This is a genomic window from Microbacterium sp. A84 (assembly GCF_051842815.1).
Taxonomy (GTDB): domain Bacteria; phylum Actinomycetota; class Actinomycetes; order Actinomycetales; family Microbacteriaceae; genus Microbacterium.
Genome location: NZ_JBPXMS010000001.1, coordinates 530,198 through 554,175, shown reverse-complemented (window position 1 = coordinate 554,175; position 23,978 = coordinate 530,198). Strand labels below are relative to the sequence as shown.

The following is a 23,978-nucleotide window of genomic DNA, read 5'->3' as shown; positions in this document are numbered from 1 at the left end:
CGTCCAGACTCGCCGAGTCATGGTAGCAGCGGGATCACTGCGCGGAGGTCCTGTGGGCCGATCACGAGGCTCGCAGCCTCGCGCACAGCCGGCTTCGCGTTGAATGCGAGTCCGAGCCCCGCGACCGCCATCATCTGCAGATCGTTTGCGCCGTCGCCGATCGCGATCGTCGCCTTCAACGGCACACCGAGCTCGGCAGCCCAGGTCTTCAGCGAATGCGCCTTGGCGGCAGCATCCACGATCTCGCCCTCGACAAACCCGGTCAGCGCGCCGTCGGCTACGGCCAGCCGATTCGCGCGCCAGCGATCAACGCCGAGATCCGGCGCGATGTGATCGAGAATCTCGTGAAATCCGCCGGATACGACGCCGACGACACCGCCACGCTCATGGACGGCGGCGGTCAGCGCACGAACGCCCGGTGTCGGCTTGACACGGGCACGTACGCGTGCGAAGGCATCGGTGGAGACGCCGGTCAGTGCGGACACTCGCGAGCGCAGGCTGGTTGCGAAGTCGACCTCGCCGCGCATGGCGGCCTCTGTAGCGGCCTGAACCTCTTCACGGCGGCCGGCTTCATCGGCAAGAAGTTCGATCACCTCATTGCGGATCAGAGTGGAATCGGCATCGAGGACGACGAGGAAGCGCGCAGCAGTCACGCGATCGAGCGTAGCGCGCCGATCAGCGCTCGACCTGCACGCCCTTGCCCACCACGGTGATTCCGGACTCGGTCACGGTGAATCCGCGCTCGAGATCGCGCTCGCGATCGACCCCGACTGTGGCGCCGTCGAACAGCACCACGTTCTTGTCGAGGACCGCCCGATGAACGCGGGCACCCTGGCCTACGCTCACCTGGTCGAACAGCACCGAGTCGGTGATCGTCGAGCCACCGGCCGCGAGTGTGCCGGGACCTACCACGCTGCGCTCCAGATGCGTGCCGGAGAGCACAGATCCCAGAGACACGATTGAGTCGATCGCGTTCCCGATGCGCCCCACAGCGTCGCGCACGAACTTTGCGGGCGGCGCGTTCACACTCTGGGTGCGGATCGGCCACAACGTGTTGTACAGGTTGAACACCGGAAGTGTCGAGATGAGATCCATGTGCGCGTCGAAGAACGAATCGATCGTCCCGACATCACGCCAGTACGCGCGATCGCGTACCGACGACCCCGGCACATCGTTCTCTTTCATGTCGTAGTACCCGGCCTCACCGCGCTCGACGAAATACGGCACGATGTCACCGCCCATGTCATGGCTCGAGTTGGGCAGTTCGCCGTCGGTCTGCACCGCTTCGATCAGCGCATCGGTGTCGAAGATGTAGTTACCCATGGACGCGAGTACCTCGTGCGGTGAATCGGCGAGGCCCTCGGCATCCACCGGCTTCTCCAAGAACGCGCGGATCCGCCCGCTGCCATCCGGTTCGGCATCGATGACGCCGAACTGATCTGCCATCGAAAGCGGCTGGCGGATGCCGGCCACGGTCGCTTTCGCGCCGGAAGCGATGTGCGCCTTGAGCATCTGTCGGAAATCCATCCGATAGACGTGGTCGGCGCCGATCACGATGACGATGTCCGGCTTCTCATCGTTGATGAGGTTCAGGCTCTGCAGAATGGCATCGGCCGAACCGGAAAACCAGCGCTTGCCGAGCCGCTGCTGTGCGGGCACAGAGGTCACGTACGAGTCGAGTAGCGAAGACATTCGCCACGTCTGCGAGATGTGGCGGTCGAGGCTGTGTGACTTGTACTGAGTCAAGACGACGACCTGCCGCAGCCCCGAGTTGATCAGATTGGATATCGCGAAATCGATCAGTCGATACTGTCCACCGAAAGGTACGGCCGGTTTCGCTCGATCCGCTGTCAGGGGCATAAGCCGCTTGCCCTCGCCGCCGGCGAGGATGATGCCGAAAATCTTCTTTGGGACCGCCATGGCTCAACCATAGATCCCGAAGGTCTCGCTGTACTAGCGTTCAGGCATGCGAGTTGACATGATCACCAAGGAGTACCCGCCGGAGATCTATGGCGGTGCTGGTGTGCACGTGGCCGAGCTCGTCACGGCGCTGAGGAAAACCATCGAGGTCCAGGTGCGCGCCTTCGGTGCGGACCGCGACGAACTGCAGGCCCAGTCGTATCGAACTCCGGCAGAGCTGGCAGGTGCAAACGCCGCAGTGCAGACGCTCGGCACAGACCTTGCGATGGTGGGGGATGTCGCCGGCGCCGACCTCGTGCACAGTCACACCTGGTACGCGAACTTTGCCGGTCACATCGCCTCGCAGCTGCACGGCATCCCGCACGTGTTGACCGCCCACAGCCTGGAGCCGCTGCGGCCCTGGAAAGCGGAGCAGCTCGGCGGCGGATACGCGGTGTCCAGCGGCATCGAAAAACTCGCCTATGAGAACGCGTCGGCGATCATCGCCGTCTCCGCGGGAATGCGCGCGGACATTCTGCGCAGCTACCCGCAGGTGAATCCAGACAGAGTTCGGGTAATCCACAACGGGATAGACGTCGAACGGTGGCGTCCAGTTCAGGATGCCGCTTTCCTGCAGAGCATGGGCATGGATCCGTCGCGGCCCTCGGTGGTCTTCGTCGGGCGAATCACCAGGCAGAAGGGGCTGCCGTATCTGCTGCGGGCCGCTGCGCAGCTGCCACCAGAGGTACAACTTGTGCTCTGTGCCGGGGCCCCGGACACTCCCGAGATTATGGCCGAGGTACAGGAGGGCGTGCGGCTGCTGCAGCAGAGCAGACGGGGCGTGATCTGGATCGAGCGGATGCTGCCGCGTGATGAGCTATCCGCGATTCTCACGGCGGCGACGACGTTTGTGTGCCCGTCCGTGTACGAGCCGCTCGGAATCGTGAATCTCGAAGCCATGGCATGCGGTGCGGCCGTCGTCGGCACAGCGACCGGTGGCATCCCTGAGGTCGTCGCCGATGGCGTCACTGGCCGGCTGGTGCCGATCGAGCAGGTACAGGATGGCACTGGCACGCCCGTAGACCCTGATCGATATGTCGCGGATCTCACGCGTGTGCTGACGGAAGTCGCGATGGATGCTGAGCGCGCAGCCGAGTACGGAGCCGCCGGACGCCAGCGCGCGGCCGCAGAGTTCAGCTGGGCGGCGATTGCCGACACCACGCGCGCGCTCTACGCAGACCTGACCCGGTGAGCCGATAGGCTGGAAACATGCCGAGCGCTCTTGAATTCACCGATGCCGTCGTGCGCCGTGACGGGCGCAACATCATCGATCATGTGACCTGGCAGGTCGCCCACGATCAGCGATGGGTGGTGCTCGGCCCGAACGGTGCCGGCAAGACCACCCTGCTGCAGTTGGCTGACACGCTGATGCACCCCACCGAGGGAACTGTCACCGTGCTCGGGGAGATGCTCGGGCGTACCGATGTCTTCGAGCTTCGGCCGCGGATCGGGTTCGCGTCCTCGGCGATGGCCAAGCGCATCCCGGGTGATGAGACCGTGCTCAATGTCGTGCTCACCGCCGCGTACTCGGTGATGGGGCGCTGGAACGAGCAGTACGAGAACATCGACGAACGACGTGCGCTGCGCGTACTCGGCGAGTGGAAGCTCGATCACCTCGCTGACCGCACCTTTGGAACGCTCAGCGATGGCGAGCAGAAGCGCGTCCAGATTGCCCGCGCGGTGATGACCGATCCCGAGCTGCTGCTGCTCGACGAGCCAACCGCCTCGCTTGACCTGGGGGCACGCGAAGAGCTGCTGAGTCTTCTCAGCGGCTACGCTTCTTCACCCACGACGCCGGCCATGGTCATGGTGACTCACCACGTCGAGGAGATTCCGGTCGGGTTCACGCACGTGCTTCTGATTCGCGACGGCAGCATCGTCGCGGCGGGGCCGATTGCGGAGACCTTGACGGCGGATGCTCTCACCGAGGCATTCGGCATGCCGATCCTGCTCACATCAGACGAGGGCCGGTACGCCGCGCGCGCCACTTCGTGAGCGCAGATCTGCTAAACTCAACCCCTGGTGCACCTGCACCCTCTGACTTTCATTTTGTACGCACCCCGCAAGCCAAGGAATCCGCATGAAGACTGACATTCACCCCACTTACAAGGACATCGTGTTCCGCGACCTCGGCTCGGGCGAGACGTTCCTCACCCGCTCCACCGTGGGCAGCAGCAAGACCATCGAGCTGGATGGCGTGGAGTACCCCGTCATCGACGTCGAGATCTCCTCTGCTTCGCACCCGTTCTACACGGGCAAGCAGCGCATCATGGACTCGGCCGGTCGCGTCGAGAAGTTCAACCAGCGCTTCAAGGGCTTCGGCGGCAGCAAGTAAGCAGCCTCCTGCAGTACGAAGGCCCCGCACTCCCTCTCGGAGTTCGGGGCCTTTGTCGTCTCGAGGGTATTCCCGGCTCAGGCACGTCCTAGCGTTGGCACTCAGCCAGCTGGCTGCCGCACCGGCCACGTGCCGTCGAGCGCGTCTTCAGCATCGAGGCGGCCGATACGGATGAAGTACTCGGTGAGGCTCTCCGCCTGGGTGCGAGCCCAGCTGATCTGCTGGGTGTGAAGTTCGTGCGCCGACGGCGCAAGATCGAAAGTGCGCCCGATCGCCTGGGCGACGCGGCCGGCCGCGATGGCATCTGCCGACGCTTCATGCGCGCCATCCAGCGTCACACCGTAGTGCTCGGCGACGACCTCGAGCGTGCGCTTTCCTTTGCGATAACGGTCGACCGCCTTGTCGATGACCAGCGGATCGATGATGGGGCCCGGCGCTTCGAGCGGCGGAATGCCGTGCCGCACGCACTCGTTGGTCAGCAGGGAGAAGTCGTAGGAGGCGTTATATGCCACAACAGGCATGCCCTGGGCGAAGAGCGCCCGCAACGACTCGGTGATCTCGGCGACGACCTCGCGTGCGATTCGCCCTTCACGCTGTGCCCGTTCCGTGCTGATTCCATGTACGGCCGCCGCACCATCCGGAATGGGGATGCCGGGGTCGGCAAGCCAGGACCGCGCCGCGATCTCTCGCCCTTTGGCATCGAGCACACCCACGTGAGCGCTGACGATGCGGTCGGTCATGACTTCGACGCCGGTGGTCTCCAGATCGAAGACGCCGATACGGCCGAGCCAGACGGGGAGTTCGAGATCGATTGCCATGACACCACGGTAGGGAGGGCCTCGGACATTACGGCGCAGGCTCGCCCGTAGACTGGATTCATGCCCGTTTTCTCGCCCTATGCCGAACGGCTCAGCCGCCTTCCCATTGAGCGTCATGAGGTTCTCGTGCGAGGCGGGACGACGGCGTACTGGGTGTACGGACCCTCACTCGATGTCGAGGGTGTCCCCACAGTAATCGCGGTGCACGGCTTCCGAGGCGAGCACCATGGGCTTGAGCCTGTGCTCGCGTATCTCCCAGAGCTCCGCGTAATTGCGCCTGATCTCCCTGGTTTCGGTGAGACTGCGCCGATTCCTGGCCGCACACATGACCTCGACGAGTACGCAGGCTGGCTGCAGGAGTTCGCCGCCGCTGTCGCACCCGGCGCCGTCATCCTCGGCCACTCCTTCGGATCCATAGTGGCTTCGGCTGCAGTCGCTGGCGGTTTGGAGACGCCCCGCCTCGTCCTCATTAACCCGATCGGCGCACCCGCACTGGAGGGGCCGAAGGGCGTGATGACACGGCTCGCGGTCTTCTACTACGACCTGGGCGCGAAGCTGCCAGCGAAGCTCGGAACCGCGCTGCTGCGCAGCAAGCTGATCGTACGAGTCATGAGCCTCACGATGGCCAAGACCAAGGACCCTGTGCTTCGCCGTTTCATCCACGATCAGCACGACACCTACTTCTCCGACTTCGCTGATCGAGACGTGCTGCGAGACGCCTTCGTCGCAAGTGTCTCCAACGACGTTCGCGCCTATGCCCCTCAGATCGACGTTCCGACACTGTTGGTCGCGGCGCAGCAGGATGACATCACCCCGATCGACGCAGAGCGGTACCTCGCGACGCTGTTCCCGAACGCGGAGCTCGTGGAGATCGCCGGCGTGGGACACCTGATCCACTACGAAACTCCGGCAGAAGCGGCCGGGGCGATCCGTCGTTTCCTTAGGGTTCCCGTCGCGCGAGGCCAATAAGCCCGGCAACGCGGAACGGAATCACTTCGCCCATCGCGAGTGATGTCTCGGTGCGCTCGACGCCGTCGATGGAAAGTATTCGGGCGTCCGTGTCGAACAGGTGCCGCGCATCTCTGCAGGCGACGCGTGCGAGGAGATCGATGGATCCGCTGAGCCCATGCACCTGGAGAATCTCGGGGATGCGGGCGAGCTCCGCAGTGATGCGTGGGAGATCTGTCTGTCGCAAGCCAATGCTCACGAATGCCTGGAGCGGGAAGCCGAGAACTTCGGGAGAGAAGGAGCGCTCGTAGGACAGGAAGACGCCGGTACTCTCCAGCCTTGCCATCCTGGCCTGAATCGTATTGCGTGACAGACCGAGTGCCTCAGCAAGCGCGACGACGGTTGTTCGGGGATCCTCAGCGAGCACGGCGAGCAGTTCGAGGTCAACGCGATCGAGAGCAGACATAGTGCCAAACGTTAGCAGGATGCCCGGGCAATAACTGGGCAACATGCTCAAGGTAGGGGGAGATGCTTGAGCGTGCTGATCAATGGACGTACGCTCGAAGCATCCGATGAAGACGTCGGAGCAGGCGTGCAACTCCTCACGAGGGAGACACACGACAGGAGGACGATGATGTCACCGCAGATCACCCCAATCGCAGACACCACGCAGGATCTCGAACTCACCGAGCGGCTTATCGCGCCGGACGGAACTCGACTCAGCAACCCTGAGCTCGAGCGATACGTCGCAGACGTCGATGCCGTGCAGTTGCGCGCACTTCATCGTGACATGGTCATCCTCCGTCGTATCGACGCCGAGGGATTCGCGCTCCAGCGACAGGGCCAGCTGGGTCTCTGGGCGCCCTGCCAGGGTCAGGAAGCAGCGCAGATCGGCACCGCCCGTGCCCTTGATCCGATCGACTTCGTCTTCCCGAGCTACCGGGAGACCGGTGTGATCTACGCCCGCGGCGCACAGCCGGGCGACTTCGTGCGCGTATGGCGTGGCGAAGAAGGCGCACCATTTGACCCAGCCCAGATACGTATGGCGCCATTGCAGATCATCATCGGCGCGCAGACGCTGCACGCGGTCGGCTACGCCATGGGCATCAAGTTTGAGAAGGCTCCGGAAGTTGCCGTCACCTATTTCGGTGACGGTGCAACCAGCCAGGGCGACGTCAACGAAGCGATGGTCTTTGCAGCCTCGTACCAGGCGCCGGTGGTGTTCGTCTGCCAGAACAATCACTGGGCGATCTCTGAGCCTGTCGCGCTGCAGTCGCAGTACCCGATCGCGGGCCGTGCGCCTGGGTTCGGCATCCCGAGCATGCGCGTCGACGGGAACGATGTGCTGGCCTGCATGGCCGCCATGCGGTGGGCACTGGCCCATGCCCGCGCAGGCAAGGGACCCGCATTTATCGAAGCGGTGACGTATCGGATGGGACCGCACACCACCTCTGACGACCCCACGCGCTACCGCGACCCGGCGGAACTGGAGGCATGGCGCACACGCGACCCGATCTCCCGGCTTGAGGCATACTTGCGCGCCACGGGCGAGATCGACGACGAGCAGATCGCCGCAGCGCACGCTGACGCTGACGTGATGGCACGCGAGATGCGCGCGGCATGTCTGAGCATGGTCACGCGCGAGCCGCTGGCCGTTTTCGACGGCGTATACGCTGAGCCGCACACAGGAATCTCGCGCCAGCGGGACGAGTACGCGGCGTACCTCGCATCGTTCGAGGAGGCCTGAGATGACTGAGATCACTCTGGGTAAGGCGCTCAACGCTGGGTTGCGTCAGGCAATGCGAGACAACGACAAAGTCGTGCTGCTCGGCGAGGACATCGGCAAGCTCGGCGGAGTGTTCCGCATCACCGATGGGCTGCTGGACGAGTTCGGCGCCTCTCGCGTCATCGACACACCACTCGCAGAATCAGGCATCGTTGGGACTGCTGTCGGTCTCGCCTATCGCGGATACCGCCCGGTCGTCGAGATCCAGTTCGATGGATTCGTCTACCCGGCGTTCGATCAGATCGTCTCGCAGGTCGCGAAGTTGCACTACCGCACGCAGGGTCGGGTGAAGATGCCCATCACCATCCGGATTCCCTGGGCGGGTGGCATCGGCGCGGCCGAGCATCATTCAGAATCGCCGGAAGCATACTTCGTGCACACCGCGGGGCTCCGCGTCATCGCGGTCTCCAACCCGCAGGACGCTTACCGCTGTCTGCAGCAGGCGATCGCCTCGGATGACCCGGTCATCTTCTTCGAACCCAAGCGCCTCTACCACCACAAGGGTGAGGTCGATCTGGATTCTTCGCTGGCGGATGCCCCGCCTATGGGCCTTGCTCGCGTGGTGCGCGCCGGATCGGATGCCACGGTCATCACCTACGGCGCCATGCTGTCAACCGCGCTGGATGCCGCAGCCGCAGCCGAGGACGAGGGTCTGTCGCTCGAGGTCATCGACCTGCGCTCGATCTCCCCGGTGGATTACGACACCGTCACCGCGTCAGTGCGTCGCACTGGACGCGTCGTCGTCGCCCATGAGGCGTCGCGTGAAGCCGGAGTCGCCGCCGAGGTGATCGCCAGCATCACCGAGCGATGCTTCGAGTATCTCGAGTCGGCACCGCTGCGTGTCACCGGGCACGATGTGCCGTACCCGCCCTCGAAACTCGAGAAGTTCCATCTGCCGGATTTGGATCGGATCCTTGACGCGGTCGACCGCGTGATGGACCGCCCGAACAGCCTGACGGGAGCCGACTCATGAACGAGGAATTCCATCTCCCTGACCTCGGCGAGGGTCTCACCGAGGCCGAAGTAGTGCAGTGGCTCGTCGCGCCAGGTGACACGGTCACACTGAACCAGACCCTCGCCGAGGTGGAGACAGCCAAGGCCATCGTCGAGCTGCCGTCGCCCTATGAGGGCACGGTGACGGCTCTGCACGCCCAAGCGGGGGAGACAGTCGCTGTCGGTTCGCTGTTGATCGCCTTCGAGGTTGAGAGCGCAGAGCCGGTCGAACGCGCAGAGCCGGTCGAAGGTGCGGAGCCCGCCGAAGAGAAGAGCGAGCCTGCCGAAGAGAAGACGCCGCCGAATCTCGTCGGCTACGGGGCAGCACCCTCGAGCAAGGCCCGACCGATGCGGCGTACGCGCCGTGCCAATGGCAATCCTGTGTCCGTCGACACCGCGGTATTGGAGGCCGCACCGCACGATGTGCTGCCCGAGATGCCGACTCCCGCCCGTGTGGGTGAGCGCCCCCGTTCGACGCCGCCGGTGCGCGCCTACGCCAAGAGGCTGGGTATCGACATCGTGCTGATCGCCGCGGAAATCGGCGACCGTGTCATCACCCGCGAGGATGTCGAGGCCTACGCAGAGCGCGTCGGTGGACGATCGGACGCGGTCCCGGCTGAGGCGCCGCTCACTGTGCCGCCGCTCATGACCGGGGAGCGTGAGACACGGATCCCTATCCGCGGGGTGCGCAAGCACACCGCTGCGGCCATGGTGCAGAGCGCCTTCACTGCGCCGCATGTCACAACGTTCCACACGGTCGACGTCACCGCGACGATGGACCTGATCGCAAGCCTGCGCCAGGATCGTTCGCTTGCCGAGCATCGCATCGGTCCGCTCGTCATCGTCGCCAAAGCGGTATGCCTTGCGCTCACCCGCACACCAGGGCTGAACTCCCGGTGGGATGGGGACGCAGGCGAGATCGTTCAGCCGCACTATGTGGATCTGGGGATCGCCGCAGCCACCGAGCGCGGCCTCATCGTGCCCAACATCCGGGGTGCCGACCAGATGACGGTGCCCGAGCTTGCTGACGCTCTGAGTGCGCTCACCGAAACGGCGCGCTCCGGCAAGACATCTCCGGCAGAGCTTGCCGGCGGCACGTTCTCGATCACCAACATCGGCGTCTTCGGCATCGATGCGGGTACTCCCATCCTGCCGCCAGGACAGTCGGGCATCCTTGCTGTCGGTGCGGTTCGCCGACGGCCTTGGGAGTTCCGGGGAGAGATCGCACTGCGACAGATCATGACGCTGAGTCTCTCCTTCGACCACCGGATTGTTGATGGTGCCGAGGGAGCACGGTTCGTCAAGGATGTCGCGGACATACTGGAAGAGCCAGGGCGAGCAATGCTGCTGCGCTGATCAGGCGAGCAGAGCTGCGTGGGCCATGGCGATCAGCGTTCTGGCTGTGACCTTCTTCGAACGCGAGGCGCTACGCGTGCTGTGCGGAGTGGAGTTGATGAGCCCGAAGCACGCCTGCACGCGGAGCCGCAGATCGTCCGCTGACGTCTCGTGTAGTGGTTCGAGCGCCGAGATCCACAGATCGATGTACGCGCGCTGCAGGCGACGCACCTCGGCACGGTCGGCATCCGAAAGGTGGGCAAGATCACGGTCCTGCACGCGGATGACATCAGCGTTGGAAAGCGCGAAATCGACGTGGAAGCTGACGAGAGCCAGCATCCGATCGTCGGCGCGCGATGCGGCGTCCGCAACTGTCGTTCCACCGCGCACGAGTTCTTCACTGACCTTGACCAGCACCGCACCAAGTAGCGCTTGCTTGCCGGCGAAGTGGCGATACACCGCGGGGCCGGAGACACCGACGGCGGAGCCGATGTCCTCCAAGCTGACCCCCGAATATCCGCGCGCAGCAAATAGGCGCGCAGCCTCCTGTAGGAGGGCGTCTGCGCGTTCAGCTTTGGCGCGATCACGCGCCGTGAGGGGGGTTGTCATCTCAGTTAATGCTCGCTAACCTAAATGCACTGGTTAGTGAACACTAACCGAAAGGCATGTTGTGTGCCACCACGTGAGTCGAGGAGGACATCACGATGCCCCCCACCCAGGAGATGTTGGCGGACGAATTGCGCGCGCGTTTGGCGACCGCCGCAGCGGGCGGTTCGGAGCGTTCAAGACAGCGCCATGTGGCGCGCGGCAAGCTGCTGCCCCGCGAGCGCATCACGCGACTGCTCGATGAGGGGAGTCCCTTTCTCGAGGTTGCGCCACTCGCGGCTGACGGCATGTACGACGGGGATGCACCAGGCGCCGGCGTGATCGCCGGAGTCGGACTCGTGCATGGTCGCCACGTGATGGTGCTCTGCAATGACGCGACTGTGAAGGGCGGCAGCTACCTGCCGATGACGGTCAAGAAGCATCTTCGAGCCCAGGAGATCGCACTGGAGAATCGGCTGCCCTGCCTGTACCTCGTGGATTCTGGCGGTGCTTTCCTGCCGAAGCAGGATGAGGTGTTCCCTGACCGTGATCACTTCGGACGCATCTTCTTCAATCAGGCACGGATGAGCGCAGCGCGCATCCCGCAGCTCGCGGCGGTGCTCGGTTCCTGTACGGCGGGTGGTGCCTACGTGCCGGCGATGAGCGATGAAACAGTGATCGTGCGCAACCAAGGAACGATCTTCCTCGGCGGGCCGCCACTTGTGAAGGCAGCGATCGGCGAGATTGTCAGCGCCGAAGATCTCGGTGGGGGTGAGCTGCATGCCCGACGCTCTGGCGTCGTCGACCACCTGGCGGAGGACGATGAGCACGCGCTGGAGATTCTGCGCGACATCGTCTCGACGCTGCCGCCACCGGCAGCCCCAGCGTGGGAAGTCGAGGCATCCCGTGCTCCCGCTGACTTGTCCAGCCTGTATGAGGTCGTCCCCGTTGATGTGAACGCGGCATATGACGTCCGAGAGGTGATCACCAGACTCATCGACGGAGATTCCTTCCGTGAGTTCAAGGCCGAGTACGGCACCACGTTGGTGACCGGCTTCGCCCGGCTGCATGGTCATCCCATCGGCATCGTTGCCAACAACGGGGTGCTGTTCAGTGAATCGGCACTCAAAGGTGCGCACTTCATCGAGCTGTGCGATCAGCGCGGTATTCCGCTGCTGTTTCTGCAGAACATCACCGGGTTCATGGTCGGCTCTGACGCAGAGGCCGGCGGCATCGCGAAGGACGGCGCCAAGATGGTGACAGCGGTGGCCACGACCCGGGTACCGAAGCTGACCGTCATCATTGGCGGCTCCTTCGGCGCGGGTAACTACTCGATGTGTGGGCGGGCATATTCGCCACGCTTCCTGTGGACGTGGCCAGCCAGTCGTATCTCGGTGATGGGTGGTACACAGGCAGCATCCGTGCTCGCCACGGTGAAGGAAGACCAGCTCACCGCACGCGGCGAGCGCTGGAGCGCCGAGGAACGCACGGCGTTCGAAGCACCGATCCGCGATCAGTACGAGACCCAGGGTGAGCCGTATTACGCGACCGCCCGGCTCTGGGACGACGGCATCGTCGATCCAGTCCAGACACGCGATCTGCTCGGACTCGCGCTGGATGTCGTCGCCCGCAGCCCGCTGCCAGAGTCGCGCTTCGGCGTTTTCAGGATGTGAATGCCATGGTCGAAGGATTCAATACTGTGCTCGTCGCCAACCGAGGTGAGATCGCGCGTCGCATCATCCGCACGCTGCGTGAGCGCGGAGTGCGTAGCGTCGCCGTCTACAGCGAGGCGGATGCCACGGCGCCACATGTGCGCGAAGCGGACGTCGCGGTCTTGATCGGTCCCGCGGAGTCCGCCGACTCGTACCTCAGCGTGGACGCCATCCTGCGTGCGGCGCATCAGACCGGCGCGCAGGCGATCCACCCTGGGTACGGCTTCCTCTCTGAGAGCGTTGCGCTGGCTGAGGCCTGCGCAGAGGCCGGAATCACCTTCATCGGCCCGTCGATCAGGGCTATTGAGATCATGGGCGATAAAGTCGCCGCTCGCGAGCAGGTCTCCGAACATGGCGTACCGGTCGTCCCTGGAATCGACGCCGCCGGTCTCACCGATGAACAAATATCCGAGCGCGCGGCCGAGATCGGATATCCGCTGCTCGTGAAGCCGAGCGCCGGAGGCGGCGGAAAGGGTATGGAGGTCGTCACCGAGGCTGCCGGTCTCCGCACTGCGCTGGCCTCGGCAAGGCGCATCGCCGCGGCGGCCTTCAACGACGACTCGCTCCTGCTGGAACGACTGATCTCCCGGCCGCGGCATATCGAGGTCCAGGTCTTCGGCGACAGTCATGGCACGGTGATCGCGCTCGGTGAGCGCGAGTGCACACTGCAGCGGCGGCATCAGAAAGTGGTCGAGGAAGCGCCGTCTGCAGGGTTGCCGGTTGGCGTGCGAGAACGTCTGTTCGACGCCGCCGTGCGCGCGGCATCCAGCGTCGACTACGTCGGGGCAGGGACAGTGGAGTTCCTCGTCGACGCCGACTCGCCGGAAGAGTTCTTCTTCATCGAGATGAATACGCGCCTGCAGGTGGAGCACCCGGTTACTGAGGCCGTCACTGGCCTGGATCTGGTGGCGCTTCAGCTGGCGGTCGCCGCCGGTGAGGCATTGCCCGCGCAGCCGGCGCTATCTGGCCACGCCGTCGAGGCACGCATCTACGCAGAATCTCCCGAGCGCGGCTTCCTGCCATCGACCGGCCGCATTCTGCGCTTCGATGCGCCGCGTGGTGTACGAGTGGATGCCGCGATCGAGACCGGCAGCGAAGTCACCGGATTCTACGATCCGATGATCGCGAAGGTCATCGCGCACGGTCCCGACCGTGAGACCGCGCTCCTGCGTCTCGACGAGGCTCTGGCGCGCACGATTATTCTCGGCGTCGACACGAACGTCGCATTTTTGCGGCAACTGGTCACGCACTCACGTGTGCTCAGCGGCGATCTGGATACCGGCCTCATCGAGACGATGCTGCCGCTGCCGGTCGAGCATCCGTCCTACGCCATGCTCACTGCGGCGAGACAGGAGTTCCTGCATGAGACAGGCCGTCCGGAGCCCGGTCTCATGCAGCAACACGTTTCTCGTCGAGCTGGCTCCACGTGGGCGCAGATGATGGACACATCCGCGCGTCAGGTCGGATTCCTCACGGACGATGGTGATGTGCTGGACGCAGACGATGGGGATGCCACGGCAGCGACAGCAGCGACAGACGCCGAAGGTGCGGTGTGGGTCACTGAGTCCGGGCACACAGCACGCCTGCGCCCGCTCGACCGCCGCGAGCGGATGCGGCACCGGCTGGCATCGCAGCATCCGGTTGCCTCGGAGACGAGTCCCGAAGCCCGCGCGCCCATGCCGGGCAGCGTCGTCGCCGTGCATGTCGAGGACGGATCCATCGTCGCAGCCGGCCAGCCCCTCCTGTCCATTGAGGCGATGAAAATGGAGCATCCGGTGCTCGCGCCGCACGATGGCACGGTGCACGTCCTGGTCGCGGCCGGCGACCAGGTGCGACGCGACCAGTCGGTCGCGACAGTGACATCCGACAACACCCTGACGGAGGAACAGCATGACTCATGATCTGACGGAAGAAGAGACCCAGCTCAGCGCCATGGTGCGCGACTTCGCCGATACGGTCGTCGCACCACAGGCGTACGAGGCTGACCGCACACACACCCTGTCGATGGACGTCGTGGCCCAGATGGGGGAGTTGGGGCTGTTCGGGCTCCCTTTCCCCGAAGAGCTCGGCGGGCAAGGTGGCGACTACTTTGCGCTGGGCCTCGCAATCGAGGCTCTTGGCCGCGTGGATCAGTCCATCGCCATCACGCTGGAAGCGGGCGTCAGTCTGGGCGCCATGCCAGTGTTCCGCTTCGGCACGGATGCCCAACGCGCCGAGTACCTGCCCGACCTTCTTGCCGGGCGCGCGCTGGCCGGGTTCGGACTCACCGAGCCGGAAGCAGGAAGTGACGCAGGGGCCACGCGCACGACCGCACGCCGCGAGGGCGACGAGTGGGTCATCAACGGTGCAAAGCAGTTCATCACGAACTCGGGCACACCCATCACCCGCTTCGTGACGGTCACCGCAGTCACCGGGGTGAGCGGAGACCGCAAACAGATTTCCACCATCATCGTGCCGAACGGCACGCCTGGGTTCACCGTCGAACCGCCCTACGACAAGGTCGGTTGGCACGCCTCCGACACTCACCCGCTCACGTTCGACGGCGCACGAGTGCCGGCGGAAAATCTTCTCGGCGAAGAGGGACGTGGATTCGCGAACTTCCTCAGCATCCTCGACGAAGGACGCATCGCTATCGCTGCGTTGTCCACTGGCGCCGCCGAGGGATGCCTGGAGGCCGCGGTCGAGTATGCGAAGAGCCGCACGATCTTCGGCAGTGCGTTGAGCACGCGGCAGAATGCGCAGTTCACCCTTGCACGCATGCGGGCACGGGTGCACACCGCTCGCTTGGCATGGCGCCACGCTGCGCGATTGAGGGACGCCGGAAAGCCGTTCGCCGAACCCGCCGCGATCGCGAAGCTGGTGGCGGGGGACGCCGCGATGGACAATGCACGCGACGCGACACAGATCTTCGGCGGCAACGGATTCATGAACGAGTTCTCGGTCGCGCGGCACTATCGTGACTCGAAGATCCTCGAGATCGGCGAAGGCACGACCGAGGTGCAACTGCTGGTGATCGCTCGTGGATTGGGGCTGACGTGATGGCTGACATCGTCCAGCGCGGGCTCTACTTCGAGGAGTTCGAAGTGGGGGCACGCTACCTTCATCGTCCGGGGCGCACCGCCACCGAGGCAGACAACGTGGTGTTTACGACGTTGACGATGAACACGCAGGCACTGCACCTGGACGCGGCATTCGCTGAAGCGCAGGAGTTCGGCCAGCGGCTGATGAACTCGATGTGGACGCTGTCGACGATGGTCGGAGCATCGGTCGCGCAACTCACCCAGGGCACGTTGGTCGCGCAGTTGGGGCTCGGCGACATCACATTCCCGCATCCGCTCTTCGCCGGTGACACGTTGTACACCGAAAGCGTCATCACAGAGAAGCGCCTGTCGTCGTCACGTCCGGGGCAGGGCATCTGCACGATCGCGCACACGGGGCGGAATCAGGACGCCATCGTGGTCGCCACCGCGACCAGAGTCGCGCTTGTGCATTGCCTGCCGAGTGCGACGGCGAAGGAGTGAGATGACGTTCGAATCGGGTCCTGCGCTGCTGTTCTGTCCGGCGGATCGGCCGGAACGCTTCGCGAAGGCGTACGAACGCGCCGACGCAGTAATCCTCGATCTGGAGGATGCTGTCGCGCCAGATGCAAAGGCGATCGCGCGCACTCATGTGCTCGCCTCAACACTGGATCCGGCCCGGGTGATCGTGCGCGTCAACGCCCCTGACACCGCCGAGTTCGCGCCCGACCTCGCCATGATCGAGCAGTCACCGTTTCGCACGGTGATGGTCGCGAAGACAGAGGATGCCGCGTCCCTCGACCTGTTCGACGACGCGTTCTCGCTGGTCGCCCTGTGCGAGACAGCCCGGGGGATCAGCCGTGCGGCGGAGATCGCGGCGCATCCACGTGTCATCGCGATGATGTGGGGTGCGGAGGATTTGGTTGCCTCGTTGGGCGGCACATCGAGTCGTGGAGCGGTCGGTACCTACCGTGACGTGGCGCGTTACGCGCGATCTCGAGTGTTGATCGAGGCGCGCGCACAGGGCAAGGCCGCGATAGATGCGGTTCATATCGATATCGAAGACATCGCTGGCCTCGCCGATGAAGCAACGGATGCGGCGGCCTCCGGCTTCGCGGCGACGGCGTGCATCCATCCGAGTCAGGTGTCGGTCATCCGTGAGGCTTATGCCCCGGATGCGGCCACGCGTGAGTGGGCGCACGATGTGCTGGCAGCAGCCGAGGGGGAGCGGGGTGTCTTCCGCTTTCGTGGGCAGATGATCGATGAGCCGTTGCTTCGGCAAGCGCGCGTTGCGGTGGCGCGGGCCGGTAATCGGTCAAACTAATTGCTCAGACGGCGATCGACTCCAATAGCCGCAGCACGCCGGGCGAAGCCTCAAATCGGTGCACGGAGCCGTTGCGGAGGATGTCGCCCTCCCGCGGGAGCGTTCCGCTGGAGACGTGATTCAGGAGCGATCGGATCACGCCACCGTGCGTGACGACGATCACCGACTCTGCGACAGGCGCCGAGCGAAGACGGGCATGACGTGCGATCGAATCCAGCGCGCTGAGCGCCCTCTCACACACGCCTGCGAGCGTCTCCGAGCCAGGCGGGGTCGCATGCCAATCGCCGTACTGCTCGAGATAATCGGCGACGAGGATGCCCTCACCTTCGCCGAAGGAACGCTCGCGCATGTCGGGCACGAGCCCGGGGCTGGCAAGGCCCAGTTCATCCGCAATGATCCGCGCTGTCTCATGCGCGCGCACCAACGGGCTCGCGTAGATCGCATGATGCGTACCATCTGCGAGAAGCGCTGCCGCTGCACGGGCATCGTCCTGGCCAGTGGCGTTCAGGGGGATGTCGGTCGAACCCTGGATTCGACGAGCGAGATTCCAATCGGTCTGGCCATGGCGCACGAGAGTCAATAGCGTCACTTCAGCAACTCCTGGAGAGCAGGGAGCACGTCGCCGGTGCCGCCGGGGAGCGTGACATGCGCCCAGGAGTCAGCCCGCGTCGGCTCGTGATTGATGATGATCAGGGGGATGCCGCGGCGGCGAGCGCGTTCGACGATGCGCACACCGGAGTTCACCACGAGGGATGAACCTGCGACGATCAGGGCATCGCTCGCGCGCAGCAGCGATTCAGCGGCGCGGAATCGGTCGGTGGGCACGAATTCGCCGAAGAAGACGACATCGGGTTTCAGCATCCCCGCACAGACCGTGCACGTCGGCACGATGAAGTTCTCGGTCGTCTCCGGCGCGACGTCCCCGTCAGGGTTGAGCTCGATGTTCTCCGGCAACATGATCCACGGATTCGACTGCTCGATCTGCATGGCGATGTCTCTGCGGTCGAACACCTGACCGCAGCGCAGACACGTCACACGCCGCATGGTGCCGTGCACTTCGATCACACGCGCGCTGCCCGCTCGCAGATGAAGACCGTCGACGTTCTGCGTGATCACACCTGAGACGAGGCCGTCACGCTCCATATCGGCGAGGGCGATGTGTCCGGCGTTCGGCTCTGCCGAGGCGAATGCGCGCCATCCGAGATGGCCACCCACCCAGTACCGGCGCCTGGCCGCTTCATCGGCGAGGTAGCGCTGTCCGGTCATGGGATCGGCCCGGACGCGGGCACCTTCTCCGCGATATGCGGGGATGCCGGAGTCTGTGGAAATTCCGGCGCCGGTGAGGAGTGCGATGCTGCGTCCGCGCAGCAGCTCGGCGGCTTTGGCGATGTCGGCAGCTAGGTCGACATGTGTCGTCACGGTCACGGAACCTCCCCGAACGAGTCTACGGCGTGCACACTTGCCGAGGGCGTGCGGCGGTTGGCGCGTGCAATGGCTCCGGTGTGAAATGGCAGAGTGGAACGCATGCACCTGGAGCACGTCACCGACGCAGCCGATCCTCGCCTCGCCGACTATCGAAATCTCACCGACACCGCGCTGCGCCGTGTGCAGGAGCCGCAGGGCGGCCTCTACATCGCAGAGTCCGCGAAGGTCATCGAACGGGCGATCGCTGCGGGCCATGTGCCGCGTTCTGTACTCGTCCAGCGCCGCTGGGTTACCGGCATCCAGGAGCTCCTCGCCGGAACTGACACCCCGGTGTTCGTCGTGCCTGACGACGTTGCCGAAGCTGTCACCGGCTACGCCGTGCATCGCGGTGCTCTCGCTTCGATGCATCGCCCAGAACTGCCGAGCCTCGCCGACGTCCTGGATGGTGCGCGGCTGGTGCTCATCCTGGAAGATCTGATCGAGCATACGAATGTCGGAGCCGCATTTCGTGCTGCGGCAGGGCTCGGCGCTGATGCGGTGCTCGTCTCGCCACGCTGCGCGGACCCGCTCTATCGCCGCAGCGTGAAGGTGAGCACTGGCACCGTATTCCAGGTGCCGTGGACCAGGTTCGGCGATTGGGCGGACGCCGTCACAGAACTGCATGCCGCGGGCTTCGAGATCGCAGCGCTGGCCTTGAGTGACGATGCTGTGTCGCTCGACACTTATGCGGCGTCACGACCGGACAAGATCGCGCTGGTGATGGGGACGGAAGGCGATGGGCTCTCCCGCACGGCACTCGATGCGGCAGACACGGTCGTCACGATTCCTATGCGCGGGGGAGTGGACTCGCTGAACGTCTCCTCTGCCGCAGCGGTCGCACTGTGGGCCCTCTCGAACTGACTACTGCGTGTCTGGCAGTTGCATCGGCGAGGCATCCGGCCGCTTCGCGGTGATCAAGTCGCCCGAGGACTGGTGGTGGATTCGCCGCAGCACCCATGGGACGAGGTGCTCGCGTGCCCAGCCAAGGTCTTCAGCGCGGGCCTCGCGCCACGTGCGCACGGGCGCGGGGTCCGGCTGCATCGGCTGTAGCACGTTCGACACGTTGAGCGCTCTGAGCGCCATGCGTGCGACTTCGTGGTGGCCGAGCGGATTAAAGTGCAGACGGTCATCGGCGAAGAACCGCGAGTCCTGCACAGATTTCAAGGCCCACTGATCGGCGACGACGCAGTCGTAGCGGTCAGCGATCGCGCGTACATTTTCGTTGTAAATCGCGACCTTGCCTCGGAAAGGGCGCAGCACTGGTGTGAACCCGGTGTCGATACCGGTGAAGATCAGGACAGCGGCCCCTGTCGAAGATAACCGCGACACCGCATCGTCGAGCTGGTCTGCGATCAGGTCGGGGTCTGATCCGGGACGGATCACATCGTTGCCGCCGGCGCAGATCGAGATGAGGTCAGGGCGAAGGGCCACAGCCGGCTCGATCTGGGTAGCAAGAATCTGCGCGATGAGCTTGCCGCGCACGGCGAGATTCGCATAGGCGAAGTCGGCCACCTGTTGAGACAGCACCTCTGCGACACGGTCTGCCCAGCCTCGGTGGCCGCCCGGAGATGCCGGATCCGGATCGCCGATGCCCTCGGTGAACGAATCGCCGATCGCGACGAAGCGGCGCCACGGGTGCGCGCCGCCGATCGGGACATACGGGGTGCGGGACGATTCCGGATCAGTCATCGTGCTCTCCTTCGCAGTATGTGCGTTTCGCAGCATGCGCGGCCATGGATCGCGGCCACGCAGAGAATGAGCCTACCCGCAGAGCCGGACGCCGCGTCAGGTGGGCATCCGATGTCACAGGTACCGATTACCCTTGATCTGATGCTCTCTCCGTCCTTCCCCCAGCGCGCCCCTTGGGGAACGGCTGACAAGCTCCGTGCTTGGCAGCGAGAGGCCCTCGAGGTCTACTTCGCCCGTGATCAGCGAGACTTCCTCGTCTCCGCCACCCCTGGCGCAGGAAAGACGACCTTCGCACTTACTCTCGCCGTCGAGCTGCTCCGCATCGGAGAGATCAACCGCGTGATCGTGGTCGCACCCACAGAGCACCTGAAGACGCAGTGGGCCGATGCGGCGGCGCGCGTGCACATCCGCCTAGATCCACGATTCCTCAACAGCCACTGGGCGCCGTCCCGGCAGTATCACGGCGTTGTGGTCACTTACGCCCAGGTGGCTGCGAAGTCGTCTCTTCACCGCCATCTGACCGAAGACGCCAAGACCCTCGTCATCCTCGACGAAGTGCACCACGGCGGTGACGCCCTCAGCTGGGGTGACGCGATCCGCGACGCCTACGGCCCGGCAAAGCGGCGGCTGTTGATGTCAGGAACGCCATTTCGCAGCGACACCGCTCCGATCCCATTCGTCACGTATGCGCCGGATGAGTCTGGTGCGCGCGTCTCCACCACTGACTTTGCCTACGGCTACGGACGTGCCCTCGCTGACGGCGTCGTGCGACCGGTCCTCTTCCACATGTACTCCGGCAAGATGCGTTGGCAAACGAGCGCGGGAGACGAGCTCGAAGCCCATCTCGGGCAAGACAACACCAAGGACGTCAACTCACAGGCCTGGCGCACAGCGCTGGATCCGGAGGGCGCGTGGATGCCTGCCGTGCTCTCTGCGGCAGATCGGCGCCTCACCGAGATCCGCAACCACATTCCGGATGCTGGTGGGCTGGTCCTCGCCACTGATCAGACGGTCGCTCGTGCCTACGCGAAGATCCTGCACAGCATCACCCGGGAACAACCCACCATCGTGCTGTCTGACGATGCGTCGGCATCCGAAGGCATTGAGAAGTTCGGCGCGAACACCAGCCGGTGGATGGTCGCGGTGCGCATGGTGTCCGAGGGCGTCGATGTTCCCCGACTCGCTGTCGGCGTGTACGCCACATCCTCCTCAACGCCGCTCTTCTTCGCCCAGGCAATCGGCCGATTCGTGCGGGCGCGGCGCCGCGGTGAGGCCGCGAGCATATTCTTGCCCAACGTTCCCGTGCTGATGACTCTCGCGAACGAACTCGAGAAACAGCGCGATCACGCACTCGATCGTCAGAGCAAAGACGATGATGGCCTCGATGACTCGCTGCTGGATAGTGCGAACCGCGAGGAGAAAACCTCTGACGCGCTGACCGAGGAATTCAGCTATAAAGCGATCTCGTCCCTCGCGCACTTCGACCGTGTTGTCTTCGAAGGACAGGACTTCGGCCAACTCGCGGAGCCGGGAACGGCTGAGGAAGAAGAATTCATCGGGATTCCTGGCCTGTTGGAGCCCGAGCACGTCCACGAACTTCTCATGCAGCGCCAATCGCGTCAGTCGAAGATTCGTGAGGCGCGCGAAGCTGCGGAAGGTCCGGAGACGGTCACGACGCTTCCTCAGCCGCTGCACCGCACACTTCGTGAGCAACGACAGTTGCTGAACAGTCTGGTGGGCATGTACGCCCGCCAGGCCGGCGAACCACATGGTGCCGTACACGCCGAACTGCGCCGAATCTGCGGGGGGCCCGCCGTCGCCCAAGCGACAGTGACTCAGCTTCAATCACGCATCGAGATACTGCGCAAACGCGTGCGCACCTGACGCCATTAGGAACCCCGAAATGCTGACAATCAGGGCATTCCGGCGTGTTCGGCTCCGCGGCCTCGATAGCGTTGAAGGTGCCCTCATCGAGGCATCTCACCCCCAGCATGGAGGATTCATGACCGCGCCTGCATCCGCAGAGCCGACCGCTGCCGACCGTCGACGCTGGGCACGATATCTCGTGGAGGAGCGCGCGGAGGCCTACGTCTATCAGGAGCTTGCGGCACGCAAGACTGGTGAGGAACGCGAGATTCTCCAGAGCCTCGCCGAGGCTGAGCATCGTCACGAGCAGCACTGGCTCGATCTGCTCGGTGGTGAGCCTGCCCGGCTTCCCCGTGCAGGTCTGCGCTCACGACTGCTGGGATGGATGGCCGGACGCTTCGGGTCGATCTTCGTGCTCGTGCTCGCGCAGAGCGCCGAGGCGCGCTCTCCCTACGACACCGAGAAGTACGCGACGCCGGCGATGCGCGCGGACGAGAAGATTCACTACGAGGTCGTTCGCGGCCTCGCCGCACGTGGCCGTCGTCGGCTGTCCGGCTCATTCCGCGCCGCGGTCTTCGGCGCCAACGACGGCCTGGTCAGCAACCTCGCGCTTGTGCTCGGCATCGGAGCAACCGGTGTGAGCTCCAGTCTCGTGCTCTTCAGCGGCATAGCGGGACTTCTCGCCGGGGCCCTCTCGATGGGTGCGGGGGAGTTCGTCTCAGTCAGATCGCAACGTGAGCTTCTCGCATCCACCGAGGCAAACGAGGATGCTGCGCTGTCGGCCGGCGATCTCGACATCGACGAGAACGAGCTGGCGCTTGTGTACCGAGCACGAGGGATCGACCAGGAGGATGCGTTGGCCCGCTCCCGTCGCATCATCACTGCGGCTCAAGAGGGTGTGCGCCGCACCGTCACTGGCCCGATTCGCGCGCACGACGCGACGAGTGATCACGAACTCATCGGAAGCGATTGGACGGCAGCGCTGTCGAGCTTCCTCCTGTTCGCCTCCGGGGCGATAATCCCGGTGCTGCCGTGGATCTTCGGACTTGAGGGATTGACGGCGGTTGTGGTGGCGCTGGTACTGGTCGGCGTCGCGCTGCTGGGTACCGGAGCGATGGTGGGGATTCTTTCGGGCGGCCCACCATTGCGCCGAGCGCTCCGCCAACTCGCCATCGGGTTCGGTGCGGCGGCGATCACCTATGCGCTGGGGCTGCTCTTCGGCGTCAGCGCCGTCTGACCAATGGCCACAGGCATCGCGAGCGCTCCGCAGATCGACTTCCGAGCTATGGTGGGCGCAAGCAGGCCGTCTGCTGGTGTGGGGGGAGTCGGTATGTATCGGGATGCTGCGCGGGCCAAAGCGAGACGGATCGCCGTGCTCTGCGGTGCTTTGGGAGTCATCGCCGTGATCGTCTGGATCGACATCGCGACGGGACTCTGGCAAGAGCTCGTGATCCTGTCGGGTCTGGCCGCAGGTCTAGTGACTTTTCTGCTCACAGCGCTTGTGCTCGGTCGGCTCATGGAGAAATCGACGTCACGTCGCTGGGCACCAGTTAATCGACTGGCGCTCTCCGAGTTCCTTCATGCGCTCGCTGATGAAGAACACAGCGAGTTATCACGTGGACACGTGATTCCGCGGAGCCTTTCTGCGCCGCGGGCATCGGCCGACAGTGCGGATCAGCTCGCTCAGCTACACGCCCTGCGTGGGCTCGTGGTCAAGGAACGGAAGCGATTGTCGGACGCGTTGAGCCGCTGGGCGCATTTCCTCGCTTCCAGCGGCGACAACGAGTTGATCATGCGGCATGTGGCGGATATCGCACTTCAGCTGGATCGGGTGCGGGACTCCGCATTGGAAGTCGAGATGTCACCTCAAACGCAGAAGTTCACTGTTCTCATCGGAGAGATCGATCGCTGCAACGCTCTGTTTATCGCGCTCGTGGCTGAGCTGGAGTTGCGGCTCCGTGTGCAGGAGCGACTGACGGACGTGTGAGCAGCATCCGTGTGAACAGCATGTGGGGAAACGAAGAAGGCCCCCTTTCGGGAGCCTTCTTCGATTTGTGCGCGGAGGGGGACTTGAACCCCCACGCCCTTACGGGCACTACGACCTCAACGTAGCGCGTCTACCATTCCGCCACCCGCGCAGGTGATGA

At 64.5% G+C, this 23,978-nt stretch carries 24 protein-coding genes and 1 tRNA gene; 16 read left to right on the top strand and 9 right to left on the bottom strand.

The features are described 5' to 3' along the window. Positions 1-17: 17 nt before the first annotated feature. The gene (serB, locus tag ACSU04_RS02800) at positions 18-653 is read right to left on the bottom strand and encodes a phosphoserine phosphatase SerB (RefSeq protein WP_439288367.1); all 636 of its coding nucleotides are present in this window, start codon (positions 651-653) and stop codon (positions 18-20) included. A gap of 22 nt (positions 654-675) precedes the next feature. Next, entirely contained in the window at positions 676-1,920 is a 1,245-nt protein-coding gene (locus ACSU04_RS02795) for a glucose-1-phosphate adenylyltransferase (protein ID WP_439288366.1), read from the bottom strand. Positions 1,921-1,966: 46 nt separating this feature from the next. Between ACSU04_RS02795 and glgA the strand changes: the two genes are divergently transcribed. The 3 genes from glgA to ACSU04_RS02780 all read left to right on the top strand — a co-directional run bounded on the left by glgA (position 1,967) and on the right by ACSU04_RS02780 (position 4,294). Then, on the top strand, positions 1,967-3,151 hold the full coding sequence (glgA, locus tag ACSU04_RS02790; protein WP_439288365.1) for a glycogen synthase: 1,185 nt from the start codon (positions 1,967-1,969) through the stop codon (positions 3,149-3,151). 17 nt (positions 3,152-3,168) lie between these two features. Further along, entirely contained in the window at positions 3,169-3,954 is a 786-nt protein-coding gene (locus ACSU04_RS02785; protein WP_439288364.1) for an ABC transporter ATP-binding protein, read from the top strand. 85 nt (positions 3,955-4,039) lie between these two features. After that, positions 4,040-4,294: a type B 50S ribosomal protein L31 gene (locus tag ACSU04_RS02780; RefSeq protein ID WP_439278297.1), complete on the top strand. Its 255-nt coding sequence runs from the start codon at positions 4,040-4,042 to the stop codon at positions 4,292-4,294. 101 nt (positions 4,295-4,395) lie between these two features. On the opposite strand, the gene ACSU04_RS02775 is transcribed toward ACSU04_RS02780, so the two are convergent. Next, the gene (locus tag ACSU04_RS02775) at positions 4,396-5,112 is read right to left on the bottom strand and encodes a 3'-5' exonuclease (protein WP_439278296.1); all 717 of its coding nucleotides are present in this window, start codon (positions 5,110-5,112) and stop codon (positions 4,396-4,398) included. Between the two features lie 60 nt (positions 5,113-5,172). Between ACSU04_RS02775 and ACSU04_RS02770 the strand changes: the two genes are divergently transcribed. After that, positions 5,173-6,081 (top strand): alpha/beta fold hydrolase, encoded by a 909-nt coding sequence (locus ACSU04_RS02770; RefSeq protein ID WP_439288363.1) that lies wholly within the window; start codon positions 5,173-5,175, stop codon positions 6,079-6,081. Here the strand turns inward: ACSU04_RS02770 and ACSU04_RS02765 are convergent. Continuing rightward, positions 6,053-6,526, bottom strand: a complete 474-nt coding sequence (locus ACSU04_RS02765; RefSeq protein ID WP_439278294.1) for an Lrp/AsnC family transcriptional regulator — start codon at positions 6,524-6,526, stop codon at positions 6,053-6,055. The two genes, ACSU04_RS02770 and ACSU04_RS02765, sit on opposite strands and share 29 nt — an antisense overlap. A gap of 168 nt (positions 6,527-6,694) precedes the next feature. Between ACSU04_RS02765 and pdhA the strand changes: the two genes are divergently transcribed. Genes pdhA through ACSU04_RS02750 form a run of 3 tightly spaced genes read left to right on the top strand, consistent with a single transcriptional unit; the run spans position 6,695 to position 10,195 of the window. Further along, positions 6,695-7,807 (top strand): pyruvate dehydrogenase (acetyl-transferring) E1 component subunit alpha, encoded by a 1,113-nt coding sequence (gene pdhA / locus ACSU04_RS02760; protein ID WP_439289413.1) that lies wholly within the window; start codon positions 6,695-6,697, stop codon positions 7,805-7,807. A gap of 1 nt (position 7,808) precedes the next feature. Continuing rightward, positions 7,809-8,819, top strand: a complete 1,011-nt coding sequence (locus ACSU04_RS02755) for an alpha-ketoacid dehydrogenase subunit beta (protein WP_439278293.1) — start codon at positions 7,809-7,811, stop codon at positions 8,817-8,819. Beyond that, positions 8,816-10,195 (top strand): dihydrolipoamide acetyltransferase family protein, encoded by a 1,380-nt coding sequence (locus ACSU04_RS02750; protein WP_439288362.1) that lies wholly within the window; start codon positions 8,816-8,818, stop codon positions 10,193-10,195. Before ACSU04_RS02755 ends, ACSU04_RS02750 begins: the two co-directional genes overlap by 4 nt. On the opposite strand, the gene ACSU04_RS02745 is transcribed toward ACSU04_RS02750, so the two are convergent. Then, positions 10,196-10,783, bottom strand: coding sequence for a TetR/AcrR family transcriptional regulator (locus ACSU04_RS02745; RefSeq protein ID WP_439278291.1), 588 nt, complete (start codon positions 10,781-10,783; stop codon positions 10,196-10,198). A gap of 95 nt (positions 10,784-10,878) precedes the next feature. Here ACSU04_RS02745 and ACSU04_RS02740 point away from each other — a divergent pair, with 95 nt between their 5' ends. From ACSU04_RS02740 to ACSU04_RS02720, 5 genes are read left to right on the top strand one after another with little or no spacing between them, the layout of a single operon-like run. After that, on the top strand, positions 10,879-12,432 hold the full coding sequence (locus ACSU04_RS02740) for a carboxyl transferase domain-containing protein (protein WP_439288361.1): 1,554 nt from the start codon (positions 10,879-10,881) through the stop codon (positions 12,430-12,432). 5 nt (positions 12,433-12,437) lie between these two features. Further along, positions 12,438-14,372 carry an acetyl/propionyl/methylcrotonyl-CoA carboxylase subunit alpha gene (locus tag ACSU04_RS02735; RefSeq protein WP_439288360.1) on the top strand — a complete coding sequence of 645 codons (1,935 nt, stop codon included), beginning with the start codon at positions 12,438-12,440 and terminating at the stop codon, positions 14,370-14,372. Continuing rightward, entirely contained in the window at positions 14,362-15,510 is a 1,149-nt protein-coding gene (locus ACSU04_RS02730) for an acyl-CoA dehydrogenase family protein (protein WP_439288359.1), read from the top strand. The genes ACSU04_RS02735 and ACSU04_RS02730 overlap by 11 nt, the downstream gene beginning before the upstream one ends. After that, positions 15,510-15,992 (top strand): MaoC family dehydratase, encoded by a 483-nt coding sequence (locus ACSU04_RS02725; protein WP_439288358.1) that lies wholly within the window; start codon positions 15,510-15,512, stop codon positions 15,990-15,992. The genes ACSU04_RS02730 and ACSU04_RS02725 overlap by 1 nt, the downstream gene beginning before the upstream one ends. Position 15,993: 1 nt before the next feature. After that, a complete protein-coding gene (locus ACSU04_RS02720) occupies positions 15,994-16,812 on the top strand; it encodes an HpcH/HpaI aldolase/citrate lyase family protein (protein WP_439288357.1) in 819 nt (272 codons plus the stop codon). 4 nt (positions 16,813-16,816) lie between these two features. Here ACSU04_RS02720 and ACSU04_RS02715 read toward each other — a convergent pair whose 3' ends face one another. Together ACSU04_RS02715 and ACSU04_RS02710 are read right to left on the bottom strand one after the other, a co-directional pair. Then, positions 16,817-17,401, bottom strand: a complete 585-nt coding sequence (locus tag ACSU04_RS02715) for a histidine phosphatase family protein (RefSeq protein ID WP_439288356.1) — start codon at positions 17,399-17,401, stop codon at positions 16,817-16,819. Then, positions 17,398-18,237: a Sir2 family NAD-dependent protein deacetylase gene (locus tag ACSU04_RS02710; protein ID WP_439278284.1), complete on the bottom strand. Its 840-nt coding sequence runs from the start codon at positions 18,235-18,237 to the stop codon at positions 17,398-17,400. Before ACSU04_RS02710 ends, ACSU04_RS02715 begins: the two co-directional genes overlap by 4 nt. A gap of 99 nt (positions 18,238-18,336) precedes the next feature. Here ACSU04_RS02710 and ACSU04_RS02705 point away from each other — a divergent pair, with 99 nt between their 5' ends. Beyond that, the gene (locus tag ACSU04_RS02705; RefSeq protein ID WP_439288355.1) at positions 18,337-19,137 is read left to right on the top strand and encodes a TrmH family RNA methyltransferase; all 801 of its coding nucleotides are present in this window, start codon (positions 18,337-18,339) and stop codon (positions 19,135-19,137) included. On the opposite strand, the gene ACSU04_RS02700 is transcribed toward ACSU04_RS02705, so the two are convergent. Further along, positions 19,138-19,965, bottom strand: coding sequence for an SGNH/GDSL hydrolase family protein (locus ACSU04_RS02700; protein ID WP_439288354.1), 828 nt, complete (start codon positions 19,963-19,965; stop codon positions 19,138-19,140). A gap of 141 nt (positions 19,966-20,106) precedes the next feature. Here ACSU04_RS02700 and ACSU04_RS02695 point away from each other — a divergent pair, with 141 nt between their 5' ends. From ACSU04_RS02695 to ACSU04_RS02685, 3 genes are all read left to right on the top strand, one after another. Continuing rightward, positions 20,107-21,849 (top strand): DEAD/DEAH box helicase, encoded by a 1,743-nt coding sequence (locus ACSU04_RS02695; protein ID WP_439278282.1) that lies wholly within the window; start codon positions 20,107-20,109, stop codon positions 21,847-21,849. Positions 21,850-21,967: 118 nt separating this feature from the next. After that, a complete protein-coding gene (locus ACSU04_RS02690; protein WP_439288353.1) occupies positions 21,968-23,068 on the top strand; it encodes a VIT1/CCC1 transporter family protein in 1,101 nt (366 codons plus the stop codon). 93 nt (positions 23,069-23,161) lie between these two features. After that, positions 23,162-23,818, top strand: coding sequence for a hypothetical protein (locus ACSU04_RS02685; protein WP_439288352.1), 657 nt, complete (start codon positions 23,162-23,164; stop codon positions 23,816-23,818). 68 nt (positions 23,819-23,886) lie between these two features. Here ACSU04_RS02685 and ACSU04_RS02680 read toward each other — a convergent pair. Further along, positions 23,887-23,969: transfer RNA gene (locus ACSU04_RS02680), tRNA-Leu, on the bottom strand. Between the last annotated feature and the right edge of the window lie 9 nt (positions 23,970-23,978).